The organism is Polaromonas sp. P4_F6 (assembly GCF_056401275.1).
Window position 1 is genome coordinate 866,403 of sequence record NZ_JBFUJQ010000001.1, and the last position, 24,036, is coordinate 890,438.

Here is a 24,036-nt window from a genome sequence, read left to right on the forward strand (position 1 = left end):
AATGGACGTGTTGATTCGAACGAAGCTGCTTTCGCCGTCCGCATGGCGAAGCGGGTTGCTGGCCGCCGTGCTGGCGCTTTCCTGCGGCGCGCAGGCCCAGGACAAAAGGGCCGTGCCGCCCAACATCGAGCGGGCCGCGGCGGAAATCGCCGCGGAACTCGCGAGCAACTGCCCCCTGGCGCCGGCCGGCGATGTCGGCGCCTACAACCAGTGCCGGCAAGCCCTGTTCGGCCCCAGCCAGCTGCGCGCGCACGTGGCGCCCATCATGCTGTGGGGCCGGCAGAACAAAAAAGAGAACGCCACGCTGCGCCAGACCAACCTCACGCAGTTCGCGCCGGACGCCTGGACCGGCATGTATGCGCCGCTGTTCATGTTCAACGGCCGGCATACCGTGGAATGGGTGGCCGACGAGAAGATGTTCCTGGTGCGGCTGGAAGCGGCTTTTCGCAACCGCCTGGCGCCGGGCCAGTTTCCCTACCCGTTCTGGCACGACGAGGCCAAGTGGGCCATGTACGAGAACGCCCGCAGCATGATGCTGTGGATGAGCCCCGAAACGGCGACCATCAAGGTGGCGCAGTTCACCGACGTGGCGCCCACACCGCTGCTGCAGCCGGTGGTGGCGGTGCAGCATGAGAAATACCAGGGCCCCTGGCTGTGGACCGACGAAAAAGGCCACACCCAGCCGGCGGTGACCCTGTTCGACGGCCTGTACCGGCCGGAAAACCCCTATCTGGGCAGCGTGGACAAACGCTACCGGGACCTGGCGGCGCAGATGCGCGAGTCGCAGTGCGTGAACTGCCATGTGCCCAACAACCCCGACAAGATGAGCCGCCTGGTGCTGCTGTCGACGCCCGCGCATGCCGCGGCCGAAGTGGACCGCTTGATCAAGGCCGTGCGGGAGGACCGCATGCCCATGGACGAGTTCAGGTTGAGCTACGCCCTGTCCGAAGACAACAAGAAGTGGCTGCTTGAGAGTGCGCTGGCATTCAAGGCAAGCCTGACCGCTGCCAGGCAATGGGAGGACGAGGCAGCAAAGAAGACCGTGCAATCCGCTATCAACCCTTTGAAGGTGATCAAATGAATACTGCATTGCTGTCACACGTAACCGGTCGCCGCGCGGTTCTTCGCGGCGTGGTGGGCGCCGCCGCGGCTGCCGTGGCCTGGCAGGGCTTTCCCTCGATCAGCTGGAGCCAGCAGCAGGCCGGTGGCGCGGAGCGCTGGCGGCTGCTGATCAACGAGGCGGTCACGGCGGACCTCAGCATTTCCATGCTGGCCCTGCGCTACCGCGGCTGGGCCGACTACCTGGGCGGGCAGATCCGCAGCAAGCAGGTGGTCGTCGATCCTGTCATCGATATCCAGAATTTCGTGCGGCAGGCATCGTCGGACCAAAAGCCGCTGATGATCTTCGGGAAATCCGTCAACCAGCTGTCCAAGCTGGTTCGCGACGGGGGCTACCAGCCCCTGGTGCGCCGGCCCGAGCCTTACAAGGCGGCGTTTATCGTGAACAACAATTCGCCGATCACCAGCATCGGCCAGCTCAGCGGCAAAAAAATCCTGATGCCGGATGAGTCTTCCGCCACGGTGGCGGTTGCGCGCGCCGAGATCCGCCGCATGAATGTGCGCGAGCCCTATATTTCCTACACGCGCTACCAGGATTCCGTCTCGGCCCAGGTGGCGGCAGGCCTTGCCGAAGTGGGTGCGGTCAATCCAACGCTGGCGAGGAAATGGCAGGAAGGCGGCGGCCGCATCATCGGTGAAACCCAGCCTGTGGTGAACTGGTCCGTGCTGGCCGCTCCCGGCGTGCCGGCCGACATGGTCAGCAAGCTGACGGAGTCGCTGCTGGCCATGAACAGCCAGTCGGCCGGCATTCTGTCGGAGATAGGCGTCAAGCAGTGGGTCAAGGCCGACCGCAAGGAATACCTGGCCCTGCTGGACTACACCCACGAGTGAGGTGAATCGGCGCGGGGTCTAGGCGCGTTCAGGGCACATTCAGGGCGCGACCGGGTGCCCCGCCATGGCCTCCAGGGCCAGCACCAGGGCTGAATGATCGGCCTGTGCATGGCCCAGCGCCGCGCAGGACTGCATCAGCTGCGCGGCATTGGCCGTTTGCGGCAGCGCCACGCCCAGGGTCCGCGCGCTCTGCAGCGCGAGGTTCAAGTCCTTCTGGTGCAGCGCGATGCGAAAACCGGGCGCGAAGCTGCGATTGATCATGCGCTCGCCATGCACTTCAAGAATGCGCGAGGCCGCGAAGCCGCCCATCAGCGCCTCGCGCACCTTGGCCGGGTCGGCGCCGGCCCGGGAGGCGAACACCAGGGCTTCGCCGACGGCGGCGATGTTGAGCGCCACGATGATCTGGTTGGCCACCTTGCAGACCTGGCCGTCGCCGGCGCCGCCTACGCGCGTGACGTTCTTGCCCATCAGCGCGAGCAGCGGCCTGATGCGCTCAAAAGCCTGTTCTTCGCCGCCCACCATGATGCTCAGGCTGGCGGCCTTGGCGCCGACCTCGCCGCCCGAGACCGGTGCGTCCAGGTAGTCGCAGCCCAGGGCCTGGATTTTTTCCGCGAAGCCGCGCGTGGCGATGGGGTCTATGGAGCTGCAGTCGACCACGACTTTTCGCAGGCTCGATGTTTCCCGGCCCGAGGCCTTGAGGCCGGCGGCCACGCCGTGCTCACCGAACAGCACGGCCTGCACGTCGGGCGTGTCGGGCACCATGATGAAGATGATGTCGGCCCGCTCGGCCACGCCCTGGGCCGTGGTGCAGAGGGTGGCGCCGCCGCCCGCCAGGGCCTCTGGCACCGTGCCGCGGGTGTTGACGAACAGCATGTGGCCGGCCTTGAGCAAATGGCCGGCCATGGGGGCGCCCATGATGCCCAGGCCTATGAAGCCGAGTTTGAGTCCTGACTTGATCATGATGACGGCCTGCCCTTATGCGGTGAGCGCGCTGCGCCAGCCCAGGCCGGCGGCCGTGGTGGTTTGCGGCTGGTATTCGCAGCCTATGGCGCCGCTGTAGCCGATGGCGTCGATGTGGCGCAGCAGCCAGCGGTAGTTGATCTCGCCGGTGCCGGGTTCATGGCGGCCCGGGTTGTCGGCCAGCTGGATGTGGCCTATGCGGCCCAGGTGTTTGCTGAGCGTGGCGGCAAGCTCGCCCTCCATGCGCTGCGCGTGGTAGATGTCGTACTGCACAAACAGGTTGTCCGAGCCGACTTCGTCGGCGATGGCCAGCGCCTCGTCGGTGCGGGTCAGGAAGAAGCCGGGGATGTCGTAGTGGTTGATGGGTTCTATCAGCAGGCGTATGCCGGCCTGCTTGAGCGCGGCGGCCGCGTGGCGCAGGTTGGCGACCAGGGTGGCATGGGCCTCCTCCCGCGCCACGCCGGCGGGCAGTTTGCCCGCCAGGCAGTTGAGCTGCTTGCAGTCCAGCGCGGCGGCGTAGCCGATGGCGCGGGCCAGGCCTTCGCGGAATTCGGCCTCGCGGCCCGGGTGGCAGGCGATGCCGCGTTCGCCGGCTTCCCAGTCGCCGGCCGGCAGGTTGTGCAGCACTTGCGTGAGGCCGTTGTCCTTGAGCGCGGCGGCCAGCGCCTGTTTGGGATAGGCATAGGGGAACAGGTATTCCACGGCGTCGAAGCCGGCGGCGCGGGCGGCCGCGAAGCGTTCCATGAAGGGAAGTTCGGTGAACAGCATGCTCAGGTTGGCGGCGAATTTCGGCATAGGGATCTTTCGGTCGGGTTCAGTCAAGCAGCGCGCAGTCGATCGCGGTGGGCGCGTCGGATTTCTTCAGGGCGAGTTCCTCGAACTCGTTGATGTTGTCGATCTCGGTGCCCATGGCGATATTGGTCACGCGCTCCAGGATCACCTCGATGACCACGGGCACCTGGAACTCCTTCATCCAGGCCTCGGCCTGCCGCACGGCGGGCGCGAATTCCTCCTGCCTGAGCACACGCAAGGCCTTGCAGCCCAGGCCCTCGGCCACCTTGAGGTGGTCCACGCCGTAGCCCCTGACGGCCGTTTCCTCTTCAGGCGTGTTGATGTTGTCAAAGCCCAGCTGCACGCAGTAGTCCATCTCGAAGCCGCGCTGGGCCTGGCGTATCAGCCCGAGGTAGGAGTTGTTGACGACGATGTGCAGGTAAGGCAGCTTGAACTGCGCGCCCACGGCCAGTTCCTCGACCATGAACTGGAAGTCGTAGTCACCCGACAGCGCGACGATCTTGCGCGTGGGGTCGGCGGCGCGCACGCCCAGCGCGGCCGGCACCGTCCAGCCCAGCGGGCCGGCCTGGCCGCAGTTGATCCAGTGGCGCGGCTTGTGCACGTGCAGGAACTGCGCGGCGGCGATCTGCGACAGGCCTATGGTGCTGACGTAGCAGGCGTCGTCGCCGAAGGCATTGTTCATGCACTGGTAGACGCGCTGCGGTTTCATGGGCACGCTGTCGAAGTTGGTCTTGCGCAGCAGGGTGCGCTTGCGTTCCCGGCATTCGGCCGCCCATGGGCCGCGGTCCTTGAGCCGGCCGTCGGCCTTCATCTCGCCGGCCACTTGCACGAAGAGCTCGAGCGCCAGCTTCGCGTCGGAAACGATGCCGTAGTCGGGCGCGAACACGCGGCCTATCTGCGTGGGCTCTATGTCCACGTGCACGAACTTGCGGCCCCGGGTGTAGACCTCGACCGAGCCGGTGTGGCGGTTCGCCCAGCGGTTGCCCATGCCCAGCACGAAGTCCGAGGCCAGCAGGGTGGCGTTGCCGTAGCGGTGGCTGGTCTGCAGGCCGCACATGCCGGCCATCAGCGGGTGGCTGTCGGGAATCGCGCCCCAGCCCATCAGGGTGGGGATGACCGGCACGCCGGTGATCTCGGCCAGTTGCACCAGCAGGGGCGAGGCGTCGGCGTTGATGACACCGCCGCCGGCCACGATCAGCGGCCTGGCCGCTTCATTGAGCATGGCCAGCGCTTTTTCAACCTGGGCGCGGGTGGCGCAGGGTTTGTAGACCGGCAGCGGCGAATAGGTGTCCGGGTCGAACTCGATCTCGCCCATCTGCACGTCAAAGGGCAGGTCTATCAGCACCGGCCCTGGCCGGCCCGAGCGCATCAGGTGAAAGGCCTGCTGGAAGGCGCGCGGCACCTGGGCGGGTTCGCGCACCGTCACGCTCCACTTGGTCACGGGCTTGGAGATCGATTCGATGTCCACCGCCTGGAAGTCTTCCTTGTACAGGCGCGCGCGTGGCGCCTGGCCGGTAATGCAGAGGATGGGAATCGAGTCGGCCTGGGCCGAGTAGAGGCCGGTGATCATGTCGGTGCCGGCCGGGCCCGAGGTGCCTATGCACACGCCGATGTTGCCGGGGCAGGCGCGGGTGTAGCCCTCGGCCATGTGCGAGGCGCCTTCGACGTGGCGCGCCAGGATGTGGCCTATGGTCCCTTGCTTGCGCAAGGCCGCGTACAGCGGGTTGATCGCCGCGCCGGGAATGCCGAAGGCCTGGGTCACGCCTTCTTTTTCCATCACCCAGACCGCGGCCTGGATGGCCGTCATTTTTGCCATGTTTGAACTCCTTGGATGGAGCCGACTGTAGGCAGGCAAGGCGTCGTCCGGAAGGCGGCGGGCTGCCATAAAAGCTATTCCATGCAGGAATAAATGGCCCCGGGATTCACCGATAACTCACTATGATGAAAGCATGGACAGATTGCAGGCAATGCACATGTTTGTGCGTGTGGTGGAGACCGGCAGCTTCTCGAAAGCGGCGCGTGAATTCGCCACCACCCAGCCCACGGTGACCAAGCAGGTGGCGGCCACCGAGGCGCGCCTGAAGGTGCGGCTGCTCAACCGCAACACGCGCGGCGTCAGCCTTACCGAGTCGGGCGCGCTGTACTACGAGAAATGCAAATCCATCGTGCGCGAGGTGGAAGAGGCCGACAGCGTTGCGCGGCTGCGCCAGACGCAGGCCCAGGGCCTGCTGCGCATAGGCACTTCGGTGGCCTTCGGCCGCCGCGTCATCGTGCCGCTGGCGCTGGACTTCATGGCCAGGCACAAGCAGGTGCAGCTGGACCTGAGTTTTGAGGACCGCTATGTCGACCTGGTGGCCCAGGGCATAGACGTGGCGGTGCGCATGGGCAAGCTGGCCGATTCCACGCTGGGCGCGCGCTTTCTGGGCATGAACCCCTGGGTGCTGGTGGCCTCGCCGGCTTACCTCAAGAAGTCGGGCACACCCAAAAAGCCGGCCGATCTGAGCGGCCACAACGCGCTGGTCTACAGCAGCGTGCAGGGCGACGACGTGTGGCGGCTGTTCACGCCCAAAGGCGAGCCGGTGACGGTGCCGGTGACCGGCCGCCTGCATTCGAACAACCTGTCGGCAGTGCTGGCGGCGGCGCGCGGCGGCCTGGGCATCGCGGCGCTGCCGCGTTATGTGGCGGGCGATTCACTGGCCTCGGGCCATATCGTGGAAGTGCTCAAGGACCATGCCCTGCCCGAGCAGGAAATCCATGCGGTGTTCCCTTCGCCCAAGCTGCTGCCGGGCAAGGTCCAGGCCTTTGTGGCTTTTCTGCAGGGGCGCTTCGGCGAGCGCTGGTGGGAGACTTTGCCCAAGGCCTGAGATGGTCTTTAGCTGACCTTGCGCAGCGGCGGCCGCGCCAGCTGCGTGAGCGCCGCGCGCAGGCGCTCGCCGCCGGCCGCGGTATCGGGTGCCGACGAGCCCAGCGCGGCTTCGACGCTGCCGATGTGCGCGAGCATCAGTTCACGGGCCGACTCCAGCTGGCCTTGCTCCAGCGCGGCCACGATGGCCGCGTGCTCGGCGCAGGACTGGCCCGCGTCATGTTTGGACTGGTAGAGCGAGGCGGCCAGCGTGGTGCGTGCGGTCAGGTCGCGCAGCACGTCGCACAGCAGCCGCTGGCCCAGGCATTCGGCCAGGCAGACGTGGAAGTCGGCCAGCAGAAAAGCCCGGGTGGCGGCGTCGGCCTCTTCGATGGCCTGCTCTTCCTGGGCGATGTGATCGCGCAGCCTGTGCAGCACCGACTGCAGCGGCCGCCCGGCCTCGCGAAGAATGCCGCCCTCGATGATGCGCCGGGCCGAGAAGGCGTCGCGCGCTTCCTCGACCGAGGGCTCGACCACATACCAGCCCTTGCGCGTGCGCACTTCCACGAAGCCGCGTGCCTGCAGCTGCATCAGCGCCTCGCGCACCAGGGTGCGGCTGACGCCGAAGAGCTCGGCCAGCTCCTGCTCGCCCAGGCGCTCGCCGGGCGAGAGTTTCTGCGCGAGTATGGACTCGACGACTTGCTGGGCGATCTGGACCTGGCTGCTGCTCATGGTGCTGCGAGTGTAGCGGCTGGGGTTCAGCGCGGGTGGCGGTTTGTCAAGCCTTGGCCGGGACGGCGCCGACTTCGATGTCCATGTCGTCCTCGGTGGGCGGCACATAGCGGCCGTCGAGCACCGCATGGGCCCGTTCGCGGTCTATGTCGCCTTCCCAGGCTGCCACCGCCACGGTGGCCACGCAGTTGCCGATCAGGTTGCCCAGGGCGCGGGCGATGCCCATGAACCAGTCCACCGACAGCACCAGCACCAGGCCTATGGCCGGGATCGCGGGGATCGCCTGCAGGGTGGCGGCCAGCACCACGATGGCCGAGCCGGGCACGCCGTGCGCGCCCTTGGAGGTGACCAGCGAGATCGCCAGGATGGTCAGCAGGTCGGCCATGGAGATGGGCGTGTTGGTGGCCTGGGCGATGAAAACGGCCGCCAGCGTGATGTAGATGGAGAAGGCGTCGAGGTTGAAGGAGTAGCCCGTGGGAATCACCAGGCCGACGGTGGAGTCGCGTATGCCCATGCGCTTGAGCTTGGCCATGATCTGCGGCAGCACGCTGTCCGACGAGGTGGTGGCAAACACGACCATCAGCTCCTCGCGCAGGTACTTGAGCAGCTTGAACAGGCTGAAGCCCGACAGCCGCATGATGGTGCCCAGCACCACGGCGACGAAGATGATCACGGCGGCGTAGAACAGCACCACCAGCATGCCCAGCTGCTTGAGCGAGCCTATGCCGTACTTGCCGACGGTGAACGCGATGGCGCCCAGCACGCCCAGCGGCGCGAGCTTGATGATGATGCCCATGGTCTTGAAGAGCACGTGGGCCAGGTCGTCGACCAGGCCGACCACCTTCTGGCCCCTGTCGCCCAGCATGGCCAGCGCGCAGCCGAACAGCACCGAGAACAGCAGCACCTGCAGCACGTCGCCGTTGACGAAGGCGCTGACCGCGGTGGTGGGGATCAGCTTCATGAGGAACTCCACCGTGCCGCCGCCGGTGAGCTTGCCGGCGTTTTCGACATAAGCGCCCATGGCCTTGGGGTCCAGCAGCTTGGGGTCCACATTCATGCCGGCGCCGGGCTGGAACACAAAGGCCAGCACCAGGCCTATCACCAGGGCGATGGTGGTCACCACCTCGAAGTAAATCAGCGACTTGACGCCGACCCGGCCGACGCGTTTGAGGTCTCCCGCACCCGCGATGCCGTGGACCACGACGCAGAACACGATCATGGGAATCAGCATCTTGATCAGTTTGATAAAGCCGTCGCCCAGCGGTTTGAGCTTGACGGCCGTCTCCGGCCAGATAAAGCCGACGAACACGCCGACGATGAGGGCCAGGATCACCTGGCCAAACAGTGAGCGGAAAAACTTGGGCATGGCTGTCTCCGGAAGAGTCGTTGCGGGGTAGCAAGTTCTTGCGGGCAAGACTTGCATACAAGAAATGTAGACAAGTAGTTTTGGCGCTACCACAGGGTTATCCCGGGCGATTCCAGCTGATTCGGTCAACACTGACGCAACCGTTCGCGCGGGTGCCGCAAAGCAAAACACCCGCCGTGGCGGGTGTTTGATGGGGGCGGGGCGGCCTGGCTCAGGCCAGCAGGTCGCGCAGCGTGCGGGCGATCACCTTGGTGGCGCGGCGCAGGTCTTCCAGCTCAAGGCGCTCGTCGGCGCGCTTGGCATGCGATTCGAGCACGGTGCGCGGTCCGGCGCCGTAGATCACGCCGGGAATGCCGGCTTCGGCATAAAGGCGCACGTCGGTGTACAAGGGCGTGCCCATGGCCGGGATTTTCTGGCCGAACAGCGCCTCGCCGTGCTTCTGGATGGCCTCGACCAGCGGCCGGTTGCCGGGCAGCGGCCGCATGGAGTTGGCCAGCAGCAGGCGCTTGATGTCGATCGTGATGCCCTTGCGTTCAGCCGCCGCGTCGGCGATCACCTTGCGGATATTGGCTTCGACCTCGGCCGGGTTCTCTTCGGGGATCATGCGGCGGTCCAGCTTGAACGTCACCTTGCCGGGCACCACATTGGTATTGGTGCCGCCTTCGATGCGGCCCACGTTGAGGTAGGGGTGCTTGATGCCCTCGACCTTGGACGTGACTTGCTGGTAAAGCGCGTTCTGCGCGTAGAGCGCGTTGAGGATGTGCACCGCGCCCTGCAGCGCATCGACGCCGGTGTCGGGAATCGCGGCATGGGCCATCTTGCCGTGCACCGTGACTTCCATCTGCAGGCAGCCGTTGTGGGCGGTGACGACTTCATAAGAAAAACCGGCCGCGATCAGCAGGTCGGGTTTGGTCAGGCCATTTTTGAGCAACCAGCCCGGGCCCATCTCGCCGCCGAATTCCTCGTCGTAGGTGAAGTGCAGCTCGATAGCGCCCTTGAGCGGCGCGCCCAGTGCCTCGAGCGCACGCACCGCGAAGGTGAAGCTCGCGAAATCGCATTTGCTGACGGCGGAGGCACGGCCGTAGATCTTGCCGTCCACGATTTCGCCGCCGTAGGGGTCTTTGGTCCAGCCCTCGCCGGGCGGCACCACGTCGCCGTGGGCGTTCAAGGCAATGGTTTTCCCCTCACCCTTTCCTTCGCCGCTACCGCCATATTTGCGCCGCACGATCAGGTTGGTGATGGACTCCATGCCGTAGCCGCGCACTTCGGCCTCGGGCACGGGGTGTTTCTCGGCTTCGAAGCCAAAGGCCTTGATGAGTTCGGCGGTGCGCTCGGCATGCGGCGCGTTATTGCCCGGCGGTGTGTCGGTGGGTACGCGTATGAGCTGCTGCAGGAATGCGGTTTCCTCGTCGAAGTGGGCGTCAATCCAGCTGTCGAGCTTTGCGTAGTCTGTGGAAAAGGTCATGGTGGTCAGGGGGCGAGATGGGTGAGCAGATGGGTGAAAGCCTGGATCGCAAGCTCGATGTCGTCGCTGGTGCTGCTTTCCAGCGGGTTGTGGCTGATGCCGGAGTTCTGGCCGCGCACAAACAGCATGGCTTGCGGCATCACCTTGTGCAGCTTCATGGCGTCGTGGCCGGCGCCGCTGGGCATGGCATGCAGCGGCACGCCCAGGGAGTCGACCGCGCGCTCCCAGCGCTGCTGCCAGGCCGGCGCGCTGGGCGCGGCGGCGGCGCGTTCGGTCAGCTCGGTCGTGAAGTGCACGCCGCGGCGTTCGCAAATCGCCTTGAGTTCGGCCAGCACATCGGCCACCAGCGCGTCGCGCTGCGCATCGACGGGCGCGCGCATGTCCAGCGAAAACAGGCAGCGCCCCGGCACCACGTTGATGGAGCCGCTGGGCACCTGCAGCATGCCCACGGTGCCGACGGAGTCGCCGTCCTGCGCCGCGCGGTGCTCCACATACAGCAGCAGTTCGGCGGCGGCGGCAGCCGCGTCGCGGCGGCGGTTCATGGGCGTGGTGCCGGCATGGCTGGCCATGCCGGTGATTTCGCAGAGGTAGCGCACATTGCCGTTGATGGAGGTGACGATGCCCAGCGGCAGGTCCAGCTCGTTGAGCACCGGGCCCTGCTCGATGTGCACTTCGACAAAACCGAGGTAGTTGCCGGCATCGCGTTTGATGCGGCCGATGTCTTCGGGCTTCAGGCCGGCGTTCAGCATGGCCTCGCGCATGGTGATGCCGTCGGCGTCTTTCTGGTCCAGCCACTCGGGCTTGAAGTCGCCTATCAGCGCGCCCGAACCGAGGAAGGTGGCCTTGTAGCGTTGGCCTTCCTCTTCGGCAAAGCCCACGACCTCGATGTTGAAGGGCAGGCGCTTGCCCTGGCGGTGCAGCTCGCGCACGCAGGCCATGGGCGCGAAGATGCCTAGGCGCCCGTCGTACTTGCCGCCGTTGCGCACGGTGTCGTAGTGGCTGCCGGTCAGCAGGGTCTTGGCGCCCGGCGCCGAGGCCTTGTAAACCCCCACCACATTGCCCACCGCATCGATGCTCACCTCGTCAAAGCCGCAATCGCGCATGGTGCTGCTGATGTAGGCCGCGCAGGCGCGGTGTGCGTCGGTCAGGTAGGTCACCGTGAGCTGGCCCTTTTCAAGGTAGCCCGGGTCGCTGTACCGGGACAGGGCTTCGTGCCAGTCCCAGACGTCGTTGCCCAGCGCGGGCGTGGCGGCAAACTTGTCGTTGAGCCTGAGCTCCACCACGCGGTGGATGTTGCGCAGGTTTTCCTGCAGCTCGAAATCGGGGTGGTTGAGCAGGCGGCGCGCGAAGGTCTCGATGATCTGCTGGCGGCTCAGGCCGCTGCCGCGCGGGCCGCGTACCGCGAGGATGAAGGGGAAGCCGAATTTCGCGTTGTAGTCGGCGTTCAGTTTTTGCAGCGTGGCGAATTCTTCGGGCGTGCAATCCGCGAGGCCGGCCTTGCCTTGCTCGCTGGTCGACTCCGCAGTGAGGGATTTGCTCACCATGGCCTTGCCGGCCAGTTCGGGGTGGGCTTGTATGAGCTTGACCTGCGCGTCCTTGCCGGCACCCCGCAGCACCTGGGCCATCGCGTGCTTGAGATGCGCCAGCGAGCGGAAGGGGCGGGCGTCCAGCGCTTTTTCGGCCACCCAGGGGGAGTGCTCGTAAAGCCCGTCCAGCAGCTGCAGTGCCTGCTCGCGCGGCGCGGTGTTGACCTGTTCAAGGGTGATGGCCATGTTCAGCTTTCCTGCCGGGGCATGTAAGGGTGGGTGGCCTGCCAGTGGCGGGCGATGTCGAGGCGGCGGCAGATCCAGACGCGGTCGTGCTTTTGCACATGGTCCAGGAAACGCTGCAGCGCCACGATGCGGCCGGGCCGGCCCAGCAGGCGGCAATGCATGCCTATGCTGAGCATCCTGGGCGAGGCGTCACCTTCGGCGTACAGTGCGTCAAAGCTGTCACGCAGGTAGATGAAGAAGTCTTCTGCCTGCGCAAAACCCTGGGGCAGGGCAAAACGCATGTCGTTGGTGTCCAGCGTGTAGGGCACGACCAGCCGCGGCACGACGGCGCCGTCGGTGCGTGTGACCTCGGTCCAGAAGGGCAGGTCGTCGCCGTAGTAGTCGCTGTCGTATTCAAGCCGCCCGTCGTCGGCCACCAGCCGGCGCGTGTTGGGGCTGTCGCGGCCGGTGTACCAGCCCAGCGGGCGTGTGCCGGTGAGTTTTTCAATCGCGTCCAGGCCCAGGCGCATGTGTTCGCGTTCCGTGGCTTCGTCGATCTGCTGGTAGTTGATCCAGCGCCAGCCGTGGCAGGCGATTTCATGGCCCAGCTCGGTGAAGGCCGCGGCCACTTCGGGGTGGCGCTGCAAGGCCATGCCGACGCCGAAGACGGTCAGCGGCAGCCCGCGCTTTTCAAACTCGCGCAGGATGCGCCACACGCCCACGCGGGAGCCGTATTCATAAATGCCTTCCATGCTCAGGTGGCGGTCGGCGTAGCTGGGCGGGTTGGCCATTTCGGACAGGAACTGCTCGGAGCCGGCGTCGCCGTGCAGCACCGAGTTCTCGCCGCCTTCTTCGTAATTGAGCACAAACTGCACGGCGATGCGGGCCTGGCCGGGCCATTGCGCGTGCGGCGGGTTGCGGCCGTAGCCAATCAAATCTCTTGGGTAGTTTGTACTCATGACAGCGCCATCGAAATATCGTTGGTCGGTACCTTGCGGTCGAAGGCCAGGTTTTCCTCGACGTGCAGCAGGTGTTCGGTCATCAGGCGCACGGCCAGGGCTTCGTCCCTGGCGGCCAGGGCCTTGACGATTTCCGCGTGCTCGTCGTTGGAGTGTTCGGCGGCGGTGGCCGTCTGGTACATCAGCGTGATCAGCGCGCAGCGCGAGATCAGCTCGCCCAGCATCTGCGCCAGCACCTCGTTGCCCATGAGCTCGGCCATGCGCACATGGAAGTCGCCCAGCAACTCGGTGCGGCCGGGCACGTCGTCAAGCGCGGACTTCTCGCGCGCCACGTGCTCCTTGAGCGCCTTGATCTTGGCGGGCGTGACCTCGCGCACAAAGGCGCGCGTCATTTCGGCTTCCAGCATGCGGCGCACCGCGAATACCTGGCGCGCTTCCATCGCCGAGGGCGCGGCCACAAAGGCGCCGCGCGCCGGCTCCAGGCGTATCAGCCGGTTTTGCGACAGCTGGAACAGCGCCTGCCGCACCAGCGTGCGCGAAACGCCGAAATGGTCGGCGAGTTTTTGTTCCGCCAGCTTGATGCCCGGGTGCAGCCGGTGCTCCACAATGGCCTTGGTCAGCGCCTCGACGATGGCGTGGGTGGTGGATGATTCCATCGGGCCATGATAGCCGCATATTCAAAAACTGTATACACTTTTGGTAAACCGAAATCACAAAGGGACTGCCATGGGCTTGAGCACACATGTACTGGACACCATGCACGGCGTGCCGGCGGGCGGCATGAAGGTCTCGCTGTTCACCACGCAGGGCGGGCAGGCCGCGCTGGTGAAAACCTTCAGCCTGAACGCCGACGGCCGCAACCCCGACGGGCCGCTTTATGACAACGCCAGCCTCAAAGCCGGCACCTACCGCCTGGTGTTCGAGGTCGCGGCGTACTTCAAGGCGCGCGGCGTGGCGCTGCCCGAGCCGGCTTTCCTGGACCAGGTCAGCCTGGACTTTGGCGTGGCCGACACCGGCAGCCATTACCACGTGCCCCTGCTGGTCAGTCCCTGGAGTTACTCGACTTACCGCGGCAGTTAATCAGATAAGGGAAAGCACGGTCCCCGCCGTGTCATCCCCGCGTCATGGGGCGCGGCGACAATCAACGGTTTTGACCACTTATTCCCCTTCCCCCATGAATGCCAAGCCAATGGGCGCCCTGAGCCGCCGCCAAGCCCTGCTGCTGTCCGCAGGCACCGCCGCCAGCCTGGCGCTTCCCGCCGCCATGGCGCAAGGCCCTTCCGGCGTTTACCCGGACCGCCCGGTCAAGATCGTGGTGCCCTTTGCGCCCGGTGCCGGCACCGACGCGATGGCGCGGCTGGTCGCGCAAAAACTCGGTGAAGTCCTGAACGCCAGCTTTGTGGTCGACAACCGCGCCGGCGCCTCGGGCGCGATAGGCACGCAGTTTGTGGCGCAGTCGCCGGCCGACGGCTACACCCTGCTGCTGGTGGCCTCGCCCTTCACCACCGTGGCGGCTTCGCTGCCCAGCGCCAACTACGACCCGCTGCGCCAGTTCACGCCGGTCGGCATGATCGCCAGCGGCCCGCTGGTCTGGGCCGCCAACACCAAGCTGCCGGCCAACAACATGAAAGAATTGGTGAGCCTGGCCAGACAAAAGCCGGGCGCGCTCAACTACGGCTCGGCCGGCGCGGGCGGCGTCAACCACCTGGTGCTGGAGCTGCTCAAAGCCCGCACCGGCACCTTTATCACCCACATTCCGTATCGCGGCGTGGCGCCCGCCACCATGGACATGATTGGCGGGCAGATCCACCTCGTCACCGGCACCATCCCGGCACTGCTGCCCTTCATCAAGAGCGGCAGCGTCAAGCCGCTGGCCGTCACCAGCGCCAAGCGCTCCAGCGCGCTGCCCGACGTGCCCAGCATGGCCGAAGCCGGCCTGCCCGGCATCGACGTGGTCAACTACTTTGCGCTCATGGCGCCCACCGGCACCCCGCCGGCCATCGTCAACACCTTGAACGCCGCCATCAACAAGGTCGTCGCCATGCCAGAGGTGGTCACCCGCTTCAAGGCCGACGCCGTCGAAGCCGCCCCCGGCTCCCCCGCGCTGCTGGGCCACTTCATCGAAGCCGACTACCGCGCCTGGCGCAATGTCGTGAAGACGCAAAATCTGCAGATTGAATAAGGGACGCGCCTGAAACGGAGAGCCCCAAAAGGCGATGCGAAGCGAGCCGCCCAAGGCCAGCATGAGCCGCGGAACCGGCTTTGCCGGGCCGCAGGCGGGCGGCCCCCTCGGGGGCAGGGAGCTACACGCAGTGAGCGACCGTGGGGGCTCTAGTTCTGTCCTTCAGTGAGCGTGTCCAGCTGGAACTTCCCGCTCTGGTGCCACAGCCAGGTGTCGGTATAGACCACCTTGCCCATGCGTGTGGGTGCCGGGAAGGGCGAGGCTTCCTCGATCATTTTGGTGATTTCCGCCATCACTTCAGGCGCATGTTTGGGCGCGCGCATCCAGTCCAGGCGGGTCACGCGGCCGGTGCGGTCGATCTCCACATTGAGCACGCCCACCGCATACAGCAGCGGCGGCATGCGGCCCTTGTAGATGCGGTCCGAATTGAGGCCGTAGATGTGCGTCGCGCCGTCTTCGCGGTAAGCACGCGGCGTGGTGGCCCCTGAGCTTCTGGCCGAGCCTTTCGGGCCCGCGATAGGCCCGATGACCGGTGAGTCGGGTGCGGTGGCAGAGCCGGCGGACGCGGGCGTGGCCTCGGGTGCGGTCTTGCAGGCGCTCACCACGGCGGCGGCCGCGGCGGACAGCAGGGCCACCAGCCAGAAGCGGCGCGGGGTGGCGGAGGAAGAAGAAGGCATCTCGGGTTTTGTCATGGTTTGCCTTTCGGCGGTTCATGGGATTTTGTGTATACCCGTCATCATGCGCGCGAAGCGCGCGCTGCCCGGGTGGTGCTAAGGTCTAATTTAGCCCACTATTCCATCCGCTTACAGCGCAAACACGTCACCAATGGTTTCTCGCAACACCGGTTTGTTACTGGAGTCCCTGCTGGCCCGCCTGGCTTCGTCGCCGGCGGTGCTGGTGCAGGTGGCCCAAACCCAGGGCTCGGTCCCGCGCGAGGCGGGCACCTGGATGGCGGTGTTCGCCGAGGCCATCGTGGGCACCATAGGCGGCGGCCACCTGGAATACGAGGCCATCGCGCGGGCCCGCGCGCTGCTTGGCGGCGCTGATCCAGTCGGCGCCCACGCTTCTCTGCGCGTGGCGCTGGGCCCTTCGCTGGGCCAGTGCTGCGGCGGCGTGGTGCAACTGCGCTTTGAGCGGGTGCAGGCCGGCGATGCGGCGGCGCTGGCGCAGCGGCTGGGCTCGCCGCGGCTTGCGCCGGTGGCGTTGTTCGGCGGTGGCCACGTCGGCCATGCGCTGGCGCGGGTGCTCGCGCCTTTGCCGTTTGAGCTGAGCTGGATAGACAGCCGCGACGGCATATTCCCGGACAGCGTGCCGCCGCGCGTGAGCTGCGAACATTCCGATCCGGTGCAGGCCGCCGTGCCGGGCCTGGCGCCGCAGTCGCGTGTGTTGATCATGAGCTTTAGCCACGCCGAAGACCTGGATGTGCTGGCCGCCTGCCTCCAGCGCCAGCGCAAGCAGGGCGATTTGCCCTATATAGGCCTGATAGGCAGCAAGAGCAAATGGGCGGCCTTTCGCCACCGGCTGGAGGCCAGGGGCTTCACGCCGGCCGAGCTCGCGCATGTCACTTGCCCCATAGGCGTGCCGGGCATCACGGGCAAGGAGCCCGAGGTCATCGCCGTTGCCGTCGCTGCCCAGTTGCTGCAGACCATCGATGCAAACCGGGAGAAGGCCGCGAAGGCTTTGCGCTGAGCGTCAAAGCCGATAAACTTGCACCACCAGGTCGCAGCGGAGCCGGGAAAGCAGGTGGCCAAGCCGCAAGCTTTCTTTTGTTCGTGACCCGTTTTCTGCTTACAGCGCCCGCAGTGGTGAGCAGCCTTGCACAAGTTGAGCGCTATGGAAAACTATCTACTCGACTGGGCCAACCTGCTGCTGCGCTGGGTCCACGTCATCACCGCCATCGCCTGGGTCGGCTCCTCGTTTTATTTTGTCTTCCTCGACAGCAGCCTCACGCCGCCCGTGGATGAGGACTTGAAAAAGCAGGGCGTGAGCGGCGAACTCTGGGCCGTGCACGGCGGCGGTTTTTACCACCCCGTCAAATACGCGGTCAGGCCGCCGCAGCTGCCGGCCCACCTGCACTGGTTTTACTGGGAGAGCTACAGCACCTGGCTGTCGGGCTTTGCGCTGTTCACGGTGTCCTACCTCTGGCATGCCGGCACCTACCTGGTCGACAAATCGCTGATGAACTGGTCGCCCGGCGCGGCGGCCGCCGTGGCGCTGTCATTCTTTGTGGTGTTCTGGATGCTCTACGACGGCATCTGCCAGCTGTTCGGAAGACGGAAGAACGGGGATGCCATCGTCGGCGCGCTGGTTGCGGTGCTGGTGTGCATCGCGTCCTGGCTGGCCTGCCATTGGTTTGCCGGGCGCGCGGCCTTTTTGCTGGTGGGCGCCATGATGGCCACGGCCATGAGCGCCAATGTGTTTTTCTGGATCATCCCCGGCCAGCGCAAGGTGGTGGCCGCCATCCAGGCCGGCGAGCCTGTGGACCCGGTGCACGGCCAGCGCGGCAAGCAGCGCAGCGTGCACAACACCTACTTCACGCTGCCGGTGCTGTTCGCCATGCTGAGCAACCACTACAGCTTCACCTGGAGCCATCCGCAGAACTGGCTGGTGCTGATTTTGATGATGCTGGCTGGCGCGGCGATACGCCAGTTTTTTGTGCTGCGCCACGGCTACAAGCTGGGCCGCAACCGGCATCCGCTGGCCTATGCGTTGGCCGGTGTGGCCGTCATCCTGGGTGTCATTGTCTGGATGAAGCCGGCGCCTACCGCCGTGGCTGCGGCTTCCGCCACCCCGCCGGCAACAGGCTACGGCCAGGTGCAAACCATCCTGGCCCAGCGCTGCTACCAGTGCCATGGCGAGCAGGTGCAGATGAAGAATGTGCGCCTGGATTCGCCCGCGGCCCTCAAGCTGCACGCCGCGCAGGTCTACCAGCAGGCCGTGGTCACACGGCTCATGCCCATGAACAACGCGACCGGCATCACCGAGGCGGAGCGGCAGGTGATCAAAAGCTGGTTCGACGCCGGCGCCAAAACAGAGTAGCGCTTACCAGTCGGTCGCAAGCCCGGCGGCCCGCGTCGACGGCTTCTCGAAATGCCGTGCCAGGAAATCCACAAAAGCCTTGACCCGGGCCGAATGCTGGTGGCGGGCCGGGTAGACCGCATGGATGTCGGCCGCCGGCGTGCGGTAGTTCTCCAGCACCTGCACCAGCCTGCCGCTGCGCAGGTATTTGGCGATGTCCCATTCGGCGCGCATCAGGATGCCGTGGCCGTCCAGCGCCCAGTTCACCGCGATCTCGCCGTCGCTGGTGCTGAGGTTTCCGTGCACCTTGACGGCCTGCGTGTGTTTGCCCGATGCCAGGCGCCAGATGCCGTAGGCCTCGTCGCCCTGGCGTATGCCTATGCAGTTGTGCCGCGCGAGGTCGTGCGGCACCTTGGGTGTGCCGTGGCGCGCCAGGTAGGCCGGTGAAGCGCAGAGCAGGCGGCGGTTCGGCGCGATCAAACGCGCCACCACGCGCGCGTCGGGCGGTTCGCCAAAGCGTATGCAGACGTCAAAGGCGTCCTCGGTCAGCGGCGGCGGGTTGACCGTGAGCTGCAGCTGCACCTCCATGTCGGGATGGGCTTTGACAAAACGCGAGATCAGCGGCGCCACATGGCTGCGGCCAAAGCCCAGGGTGGCGTTCACGCGCAGAAGGCCCTTGGGCGCCGCCACGGCGCTGGAGACCTGCTGCTCCATGTCGTCGATGTCGGCCAGGATGCGGCGCGCGTGCGTGAGGTAAATCTCGCCTTCCTGCGTGAGGCTGGCGCGCCGCGTCGTGCGGTTGAGCAGTTGCACGCCCAGCCTGGCCTCCATCTGCGCCAGCCGCTTGCTGACCGCCGCCGTGCTGACGCCCAGCTCGCGGGCCGTGGCCGACAGGCTGCCGTAGCGCGCCAGCAGGCTGAAAAAAGCCATCTCGGAAGGGGCGGGGTTGGACGAGGTCATTCGTAACTTGAAGTTAACAATGTCCTCACTTTAAGGCCTTTTGTTGTCCCCGCCAATCGCTACATTGGACGCCTCACAACCCGAGGAATCCCATGAAGACTTACAAGATCGCCTGCATCCCCGGCGACGGCATCGGCAAGGAGGTCATTCCGGCCGGCCAGCAGGTGCTGCAGGCCCTGGCCGCCACGCAAACCAATTTCCGCTTCGAGTTCACGTCCTATGGCTGGGGCGGCGACTGGTACCGCGAGCACGGCGTCATGATGCCCGACAAGGGGCTGGACGAGCTGCGCGACAAGGACGCCATCCTGTTCGGCTCGGCCGGCGACCCGCACATCCCCGACCACATCACGCTCTGGGGCTTGCGCCTGAAGATCTGCCAGGGCTTTGACCAGTACGCCAATGTACGGCCCACACGCATACTGCCGGGCATAGACGCGCCGCTCAAGCGCTGCGCGCCCGAGCAGCTCAACTGGGTGATCGTGCGCGAAAACTCCGAAGGCGAGTATGCGGGCGTGGGCGGCCGGGCCCACCAGGGCCATCCGATCGAGGTGGCGACCGATGTCTCGATGATGACGCGCGCCGGCGTCGAGCGCATCATGCGCTACGCCTTCAGGCTGGCGCAGTCGCGGCCGCGCAAGCTGCTCACCGTGGTCACCAAGTCCAACGCCCAGCGCCACGCCATGGTGATGTGGGACGAAATTGCACTGCAAATCAGCAAGGAGTTCCCCGACGTCAGCTGGGACAAGGAGCTGGTCGATGCCTGCACGGCCCGCATGGTGAACCGCCCGGCCTCGCTGGACACCGTGGTCGCGACCAACCTGCACGCCGACATCCTGAGCGACCTGGCCGCCGCGCTGGCCGGCAGCCTGGGCATCGCGCCCACCGGCAATATCGACCCCGAGCGCCGCTACCCCAGCATGTTCGAGCCCATCCACGGCTCGGCCTTCGACATCATGGGCAAGGGCCTGGCCAACCCGGTCGGCACTTTCTGGAGCTGCGTGATGCTGCTCGAGCACCTGGGCGAGCACGCCATCGCCGGCCAGCTGATGCAGGCCATCGAATCGGTGACGGCCAACGCCTCCCTGCACACGCGCGACCTCGGCGGCCAGGCCACCACGGCGCAAGTCACCAAAGCGGTCTGCGGCTGCTTTGCCGTGGCCGCGGCGGCCTGATTCCAGAAAACCAACACAAGGAGACAAGACATGCGATCACAACAACAAAGACGCGGCGGGCATTTTTTAAGGCTGGCCCACGCGCTGGCCCTGGGTGCCCTGGCGGCAACAAGCTTGATGGGTGCCCCGGCTTTTGCGCAGGCCTGGCCCGCGCGGCCCATCAGCCTCATCGTGCCTTTCCCGGCGGGCGGCACGACGGACGTGCTGGCACGCGCCGTGGGGCAGGAGCTGTCGAAAAGCCTGGGCCAGCCCGTGGTGGTGGAAAGCCGGCCCGGCGCCGGCGCGACGCTGGGTGCGGATTTTGTGGCCAAGTCCAAACCCGACGGCTACACCTTGCTGATGGGCGCGGTGCACCACACCATCGCCACCAGCGTGTACAAAAAACTGCCTTATGACTTCCAGAAGGATTTCGCGCCCGTCAGCACTGTGGCGCTGGTGCCCAATGTGCTGGTGGTGAACCCGGCCGTCCCGGCGAAGAATGTGAAAGATCTGCTGGCGCTGGCCAAGGCGGAGCCCGGCAAGCTGACCTACGGCTCCAACGGCAACGGCACGGGCCAGCACCTCATAGGAGCGCAGTTTGAAAGCATGGGCGGCGTGCAGATGCTGCACGTGCCTTACAAGGGCAGCGGGCCGCTCACCACCGATTTGCTGGGCGGGCAAATCACCATGTCCTTTGACACCATCACGCCGGTGCTGCCGCACATCAAGGCGGGCAAGCTGCGCGCGCTGGCCGTGACGACAAACAAACGGTCTGCGGCCTTGCCCGATGTGCCCACGCTGGACGAAGCCGGCCTGAAGGGTTTTAACCTCGGCACCTGGTTCGGCGTGCTGGCGCCGGCGGCCACGCCCAGGGACATCGTGGCGCGCCTGAGCACCGAACTGGCCAGGATCGTCAACTCGCCGGAGTTTCGCAAGAAGATGGACGACATAGGCGCCGAGCCCGTGGGCAATACGCCCGAGCAGATGGCGCGGCAGATCGCGGAAGACACCGAACGGTTCGCGAAGCTGGTGAAAGACGCCAAAGTCGCGATCGACTAGGCGCCAGGCCCGTCATGCCATGGTCGATTTCGAAAACAGGTTGAGCACCACCACCCCCGCGATGATCAGAGCCATGCCCACCATGCCCCAGAGGTCTATCTTCTGCTGGTGGACAAAAAAGCCGGCGATGCTGATCAGCACAATGCCCAGGCCGGACCAGATGGCATAGGTCACGCCGGTGGGAATGGACTTCATGGTGACCGTGAGCAGGTACAGCGCCACGCCGTAGCCCGCGATGCTGATCAGCGAAGGCACCAGCCGGGTAAAGCTCTCGCTGGACTTGAGCGCCGTGGTGGCGATGACTTCGGCAACGATGGCAATGCCCAGGGCGAGGTAGGCGTTCATGCGGTGTCTGCTTTCTTCTTAGGTGGGTGAGGGGTGAAGAGCCATTCTAGGCAGCGCATGTTTTGGCCGTATCCCCCAAACCCCGCGGGTTTGCCGGGTTACTGCCCGGTTACCACGGCACAATCGAGGGTGGAGACCTTTCAATGACCGCAGCCAAGACACCCCACACGATTCCCGATGCCACCAAACAGCCGCGCGAGTTCCTCGAGCACCTGTACCGCGCCGCCGTCACGCGCGCGCTGCCGCTGGAGAACACCGCGCGCTACCTGCCCCAGCCGCCCACCCAGGCCAGCGGCGGCCGCACCATCGTGATAGGCGCGGGCAAGGCCGGCGGCTCCATGGCGCAGGCGGTGGAGGCCTTGTGGCCGGCCGACGCGCCGCTCGAAGGCCTGGTCGTCACGCGCTACCACCACATCCCGCCGCGGCCCGAGGGCCTGAAGCAGCGCATAGAGATCGTCGAGGCCGCCCACCCGGTGCCCGACGCGGCAGGACTGGCGGCCGCCCAGCGCATCCTGGCCATGGTGCAGGGCCTGACCGAAAACGACCTGGTGCTGTGCCTGATCTCGGGCGGCGGCTCGGCCTTGCTGACCCTGCCGGCCGAGGGCCTGACGCTGGAAGACAAGCAGCGCATCAACAAGGCGCTGCTTAACAGCGGCGCGAATATTTCCGAGATGAACTGTGTGCGCAAGCACCTCTCGCGCATCAAGGGCGGGCGCCTGGCCGCGGCCTGCGCGCCGGCGCGTGTGGTAACCCTCACCATCAGCGACGTGCCGGGGGACGACCCGTCCATCATCGCCAGCGGCCCCACGGTGCCCGACGCGACCAGCTGCGCCGAGGCGGTGGCGATTTTGCAGCGCTACGGCATCGAAGTGCCCGGCGCCATCATGAGCCTGCTTGAGCAGGGCGCGCTGGAAACCCCCAAGCCCGGCGACGCCGTCTTCAAAGGCCACGAGGTCCACATGATCGCCACGCCCCAGCAGTCGCTGGAAGCCGCCGCTGCCGCGGCGCGCGCGGCCGGCCTGCAGGCTTACATCCTGAGCGACGAGATGGAAGGCGAATCGCGCGAGGTCGGCAAGGTGCATGCGGCGCTGGCGCGCGCCGTGGCGCTCAAGGGCCAGCCTTTCAGCAGGCCCTGCGTGATTTTGAGCGGCGGCGAGACCACGGTCACGGTCAAGAAGCAGCCCGAAGGCACACCGCGCGGCCGCGGTGGCCGCGCCGGCGAATTCTGCATGGGCCTGGCGCTCGGGCTGCAGGGCCAACCAGGCGTGTACGCGCTGGCGGCCGATACCGACGGCATAGACGGCGTGGAAGACAATGCCGGCGCCTTTGTGGCGCCCGACACCTTGCAGCGCGCGCTGGCCAAGGGTATGAAGATAGACCAGTACCTGGACCGCAACGACGCCTATGGCTATTTCGAGCCGCTGGGCGGCCTGGTGATCACCGGCCCCACGCACACCAACGTTAACGATTTCAGGGCGTTGCTGGTGCTGTAAACAGAGGGCGGGGACGTTAAAGTGTGGGCTGGTTCGCATGAGGAGTCAGCATGTCCAATGGCAAAGATACACCGTCATCGCTTGACGCCCACGACAAAGCGGCGATCGAGGGCGCGATCGAAAAGGTCAACCGGCAGCTCAAGATACTGCGGGCCTTCAAGGTATCGGTGACGCAAACGGACTGGGACTCGAGCGTGGAGTCCCTGCAGAAGAAAATCAACACCACCTTGGCCGACAGCTTCGGCGCGGGCACGCCCGAGTACCGGCAGTTCGCCGTCGCGATTCAGGACTTTTTGCTGGATAAAACCTTCGGTGACCGCTTCTCGGACGAGGAACGCCAGCAAAAAGTCAAGGACGGTGTCGACCTGGCCACGGTTCGCGTGACCGAAGCCAAAAAACTGCTGACCGAGCGCCTTGAGGGTTCGGCCGGCGCCGCGCCGGAGGCGGCCCCGGTTGTGGAGGCGAAACCGGTATCGGCACCATCGCCGCCGCCTGAGCCAGCACCAGCACCAGCACCCCCTGAGCCTGAACCCGCAGCAGCCCCAGCCCCCGCGTCGTCATCTCCCACTCCAGAGAGGATTCCCATGTCCATGACTGAATTCCCTTCTCCCTCTTCCGCTGTGGCGCCCGGTACCCGTGTGGCCATCCTGGGCCTGGGCGGTGATGCCGTGGGCGATGCGTGCGAGTTCGTGGAACGGCTGGGCCTGGAGGCGGCGGTACTCGACGCCGTTTCCATCGACCAGCTTGAGGGGCTGCGCAATTTAGGGTTTGTGCTGCTCCTGCCCGGCAACAAAGCTGATTCGCCCGCGGCCATGCTGGCCATAGGCTTCATGCTGGCCGCGCTCGGCCGCAGCCGCATTGCCTGCCTGCTGTCCGAAGGCGACACCCTGCCGGATGTCCTCAAGGGCGCGACCAGCATCACGGTCGACGACGCGGACTTGTGGCAACTGCTGTTGGCGCGCGAGATGAAGCGCGCGGGCCTGGACGTGGACCTGAACCGCGCCGTGTGAG

23 protein-coding genes are annotated in these 24,036 nt (G+C 66.1%); 11 read left to right on the forward strand and 12 right to left on the reverse strand.

Annotation, left to right across the window (positions count from 1 at the left end; genetic code table 11):
• Position 1 precedes the first annotated feature (1 nt).
• Both AC1DUN_RS04120 and AC1DUN_RS04125 read left to right on the forward strand, forming a co-directional pair.
• The gene (locus tag AC1DUN_RS04120; RefSeq protein ID WP_477712830.1) at positions 2-1,081 is read left to right on the forward strand and encodes a hypothetical protein; all 1,080 of its coding nucleotides are present in this window, start codon (positions 2-4) and stop codon (positions 1,079-1,081) included.
• A complete protein-coding gene (locus AC1DUN_RS04125; protein ID WP_477712831.1) occupies positions 1,078-1,950 on the forward strand; it encodes a phosphate/phosphite/phosphonate ABC transporter substrate-binding protein in 873 nt (290 codons plus the stop codon). Before AC1DUN_RS04120 ends, AC1DUN_RS04125 begins: the two co-directional genes overlap by 4 nt.
• A gap of 39 nt (positions 1,951-1,989) precedes the next feature.
• Here the strand turns inward: AC1DUN_RS04125 and AC1DUN_RS04130 are convergent, their stop codons facing one another.
• Genes AC1DUN_RS04130 through gcl form a run of 3 tightly spaced genes read right to left on the reverse strand, consistent with a single transcriptional unit; the run spans position 1,990 to position 5,518 of the window.
• Positions 1,990-2,910: a 2-hydroxy-3-oxopropionate reductase gene (locus AC1DUN_RS04130; RefSeq protein WP_477712832.1), complete on the reverse strand. Its 921-nt coding sequence runs from the start codon at positions 2,908-2,910 to the stop codon at positions 1,990-1,992.
• Positions 2,911-2,925: 15 nt separating this feature from the next.
• Positions 2,926-3,705: a hydroxypyruvate isomerase gene (gene hyi, locus AC1DUN_RS04135; protein ID WP_477712833.1), complete on the reverse strand. Its 780-nt coding sequence runs from the start codon at positions 3,703-3,705 to the stop codon at positions 2,926-2,928.
• A gap of 19 nt (positions 3,706-3,724) precedes the next feature.
• Positions 3,725-5,518 carry a glyoxylate carboligase gene (gene gcl, locus AC1DUN_RS04140; RefSeq protein WP_477712834.1) on the reverse strand — a complete coding sequence of 598 codons (1,794 nt, stop codon included), beginning with the start codon at positions 5,516-5,518 and terminating at the stop codon, positions 3,725-3,727.
• 133 nt (positions 5,519-5,651) lie between these two features.
• On the opposite strand from gcl, the gene AC1DUN_RS04145 reads away from it, so the two are divergent.
• Positions 5,652-6,566: a LysR family transcriptional regulator gene (locus AC1DUN_RS04145; protein WP_477712835.1), complete on the forward strand. Its 915-nt coding sequence runs from the start codon at positions 5,652-5,654 to the stop codon at positions 6,564-6,566.
• Positions 6,567-6,574: 8 nt separating this feature from the next.
• Here the strand turns inward: AC1DUN_RS04145 and AC1DUN_RS04150 are convergent, their stop codons facing one another.
• The 6 genes from AC1DUN_RS04150 to AC1DUN_RS04175 form a co-directional block, all read right to left on the reverse strand.
• Positions 6,575-7,276 carry a GntR family transcriptional regulator gene (locus tag AC1DUN_RS04150; RefSeq protein ID WP_477712836.1) on the reverse strand — a complete coding sequence of 234 codons (702 nt, stop codon included), beginning with the start codon at positions 7,274-7,276 and terminating at the stop codon, positions 6,575-6,577.
• A gap of 46 nt (positions 7,277-7,322) precedes the next feature.
• Positions 7,323-8,642 (reverse strand): C4-dicarboxylate transporter DctA, encoded by a 1,320-nt coding sequence (locus AC1DUN_RS04155; RefSeq protein ID WP_477712837.1) that lies wholly within the window; start codon positions 8,640-8,642, stop codon positions 7,323-7,325.
• 211 nt (positions 8,643-8,853) lie between these two features.
• Positions 8,854-10,107, reverse strand: coding sequence for a M20 family metallopeptidase (locus tag AC1DUN_RS04160; RefSeq protein WP_477712838.1), 1,254 nt, complete (start codon positions 10,105-10,107; stop codon positions 8,854-8,856).
• Between the two features lie 5 nt (positions 10,108-10,112).
• Positions 10,113-11,879 (reverse strand): 2-oxo-4-hydroxy-4-carboxy-5-ureidoimidazoline decarboxylase, encoded by a 1,767-nt coding sequence (gene uraD / locus AC1DUN_RS04165; protein ID WP_477712839.1) that lies wholly within the window; start codon positions 11,877-11,879, stop codon positions 10,113-10,115.
• 2 nt (positions 11,880-11,881) lie between these two features.
• The gene (puuE, locus tag AC1DUN_RS04170; protein ID WP_477712840.1) at positions 11,882-12,817 is read right to left on the reverse strand and encodes an allantoinase PuuE; all 936 of its coding nucleotides are present in this window, start codon (positions 12,815-12,817) and stop codon (positions 11,882-11,884) included.
• A complete protein-coding gene (locus AC1DUN_RS04175; protein ID WP_477712841.1) occupies positions 12,814-13,473 on the reverse strand; it encodes a GntR family transcriptional regulator in 660 nt (219 codons plus the stop codon). The genes puuE and AC1DUN_RS04175 overlap by 4 nt, the downstream gene beginning before the upstream one ends.
• Positions 13,474-13,543: 70 nt before the next feature.
• Between AC1DUN_RS04175 and uraH the strand changes: the two genes are divergently transcribed.
• Together uraH and AC1DUN_RS04185 are read left to right on the forward strand one after the other, a co-directional pair.
• Positions 13,544-13,897 carry a hydroxyisourate hydrolase gene (gene uraH, locus AC1DUN_RS04180; protein ID WP_477712842.1) on the forward strand — a complete coding sequence of 118 codons (354 nt, stop codon included), beginning with the start codon at positions 13,544-13,546 and terminating at the stop codon, positions 13,895-13,897.
• Positions 13,898-13,991: 94 nt separating this feature from the next.
• A complete protein-coding gene (locus AC1DUN_RS04185; RefSeq protein ID WP_477712843.1) occupies positions 13,992-14,999 on the forward strand; it encodes a tripartite tricarboxylate transporter substrate binding protein in 1,008 nt (335 codons plus the stop codon).
• A 149-nt stretch (positions 15,000-15,148) separates the two neighbouring features.
• On the opposite strand, the gene AC1DUN_RS04190 is transcribed toward AC1DUN_RS04185, so the two are convergent.
• The gene (locus AC1DUN_RS04190) at positions 15,149-15,691 is read right to left on the reverse strand and encodes a hypothetical protein (protein ID WP_477712844.1); all 543 of its coding nucleotides are present in this window, start codon (positions 15,689-15,691) and stop codon (positions 15,149-15,151) included.
• Between the two features lie 133 nt (positions 15,692-15,824).
• Between AC1DUN_RS04190 and xdhC the strand changes: the two genes are divergently transcribed.
• Together xdhC and AC1DUN_RS04200 are read left to right on the forward strand one after the other, a co-directional pair.
• Positions 15,825-16,688, forward strand: coding sequence for a xanthine dehydrogenase accessory protein XdhC (xdhC, locus tag AC1DUN_RS04195; protein WP_477712845.1), 864 nt, complete (start codon positions 15,825-15,827; stop codon positions 16,686-16,688).
• Positions 16,689-16,832: 144 nt separating this feature from the next.
• Positions 16,833-18,038 (forward strand): urate hydroxylase PuuD, encoded by a 1,206-nt coding sequence (locus AC1DUN_RS04200; RefSeq protein ID WP_477712846.1) that lies wholly within the window; start codon positions 16,833-16,835, stop codon positions 18,036-18,038.
• A 3-nt stretch (positions 18,039-18,041) separates the two neighbouring features.
• Here AC1DUN_RS04200 and AC1DUN_RS04205 read toward each other — a convergent pair whose 3' ends face one another.
• On the reverse strand, positions 18,042-18,977 hold the full coding sequence (locus AC1DUN_RS04205) for a LysR family transcriptional regulator (protein WP_477712847.1): 936 nt from the start codon (positions 18,975-18,977) through the stop codon (positions 18,042-18,044).
• 92 nt (positions 18,978-19,069) lie between these two features.
• Between AC1DUN_RS04205 and AC1DUN_RS04210 the strand changes: the two genes are divergently transcribed.
• Entirely contained in the window at positions 19,070-20,149 is a 1,080-nt protein-coding gene (locus AC1DUN_RS04210; RefSeq protein WP_477712848.1) for a tartrate dehydrogenase, read from the forward strand.
• Positions 20,150-20,179: 30 nt separating this feature from the next.
• The gene (locus AC1DUN_RS04215; protein ID WP_477712849.1) at positions 20,180-21,187 is read left to right on the forward strand and encodes a Bug family tripartite tricarboxylate transporter substrate binding protein; all 1,008 of its coding nucleotides are present in this window, start codon (positions 20,180-20,182) and stop codon (positions 21,185-21,187) included.
• Positions 21,188-21,199: 12 nt separating this feature from the next.
• Here the strand turns inward: AC1DUN_RS04215 and AC1DUN_RS04220 are convergent, their stop codons facing one another.
• Positions 21,200-21,532 carry a DMT family transporter gene (locus tag AC1DUN_RS04220; RefSeq protein WP_477712850.1) on the reverse strand — a complete coding sequence of 111 codons (333 nt, stop codon included), beginning with the start codon at positions 21,530-21,532 and terminating at the stop codon, positions 21,200-21,202.
• Between the two features lie 143 nt (positions 21,533-21,675).
• Here AC1DUN_RS04220 and AC1DUN_RS04225 point away from each other — a divergent pair, with 143 nt between their 5' ends.
• Entirely contained in the window at positions 21,676-23,025 is a 1,350-nt protein-coding gene (locus tag AC1DUN_RS04225) for a glycerate kinase type-2 family protein (protein WP_477712851.1), read from the forward strand.
• A 50-nt stretch (positions 23,026-23,075) separates the two neighbouring features.
• Positions 23,076-24,035, forward strand: coding sequence for a hypothetical protein (locus AC1DUN_RS04230; protein WP_477712852.1), 960 nt, complete (start codon positions 23,076-23,078; stop codon positions 24,033-24,035).
• Position 24,036 lies beyond the last annotated feature (1 nt).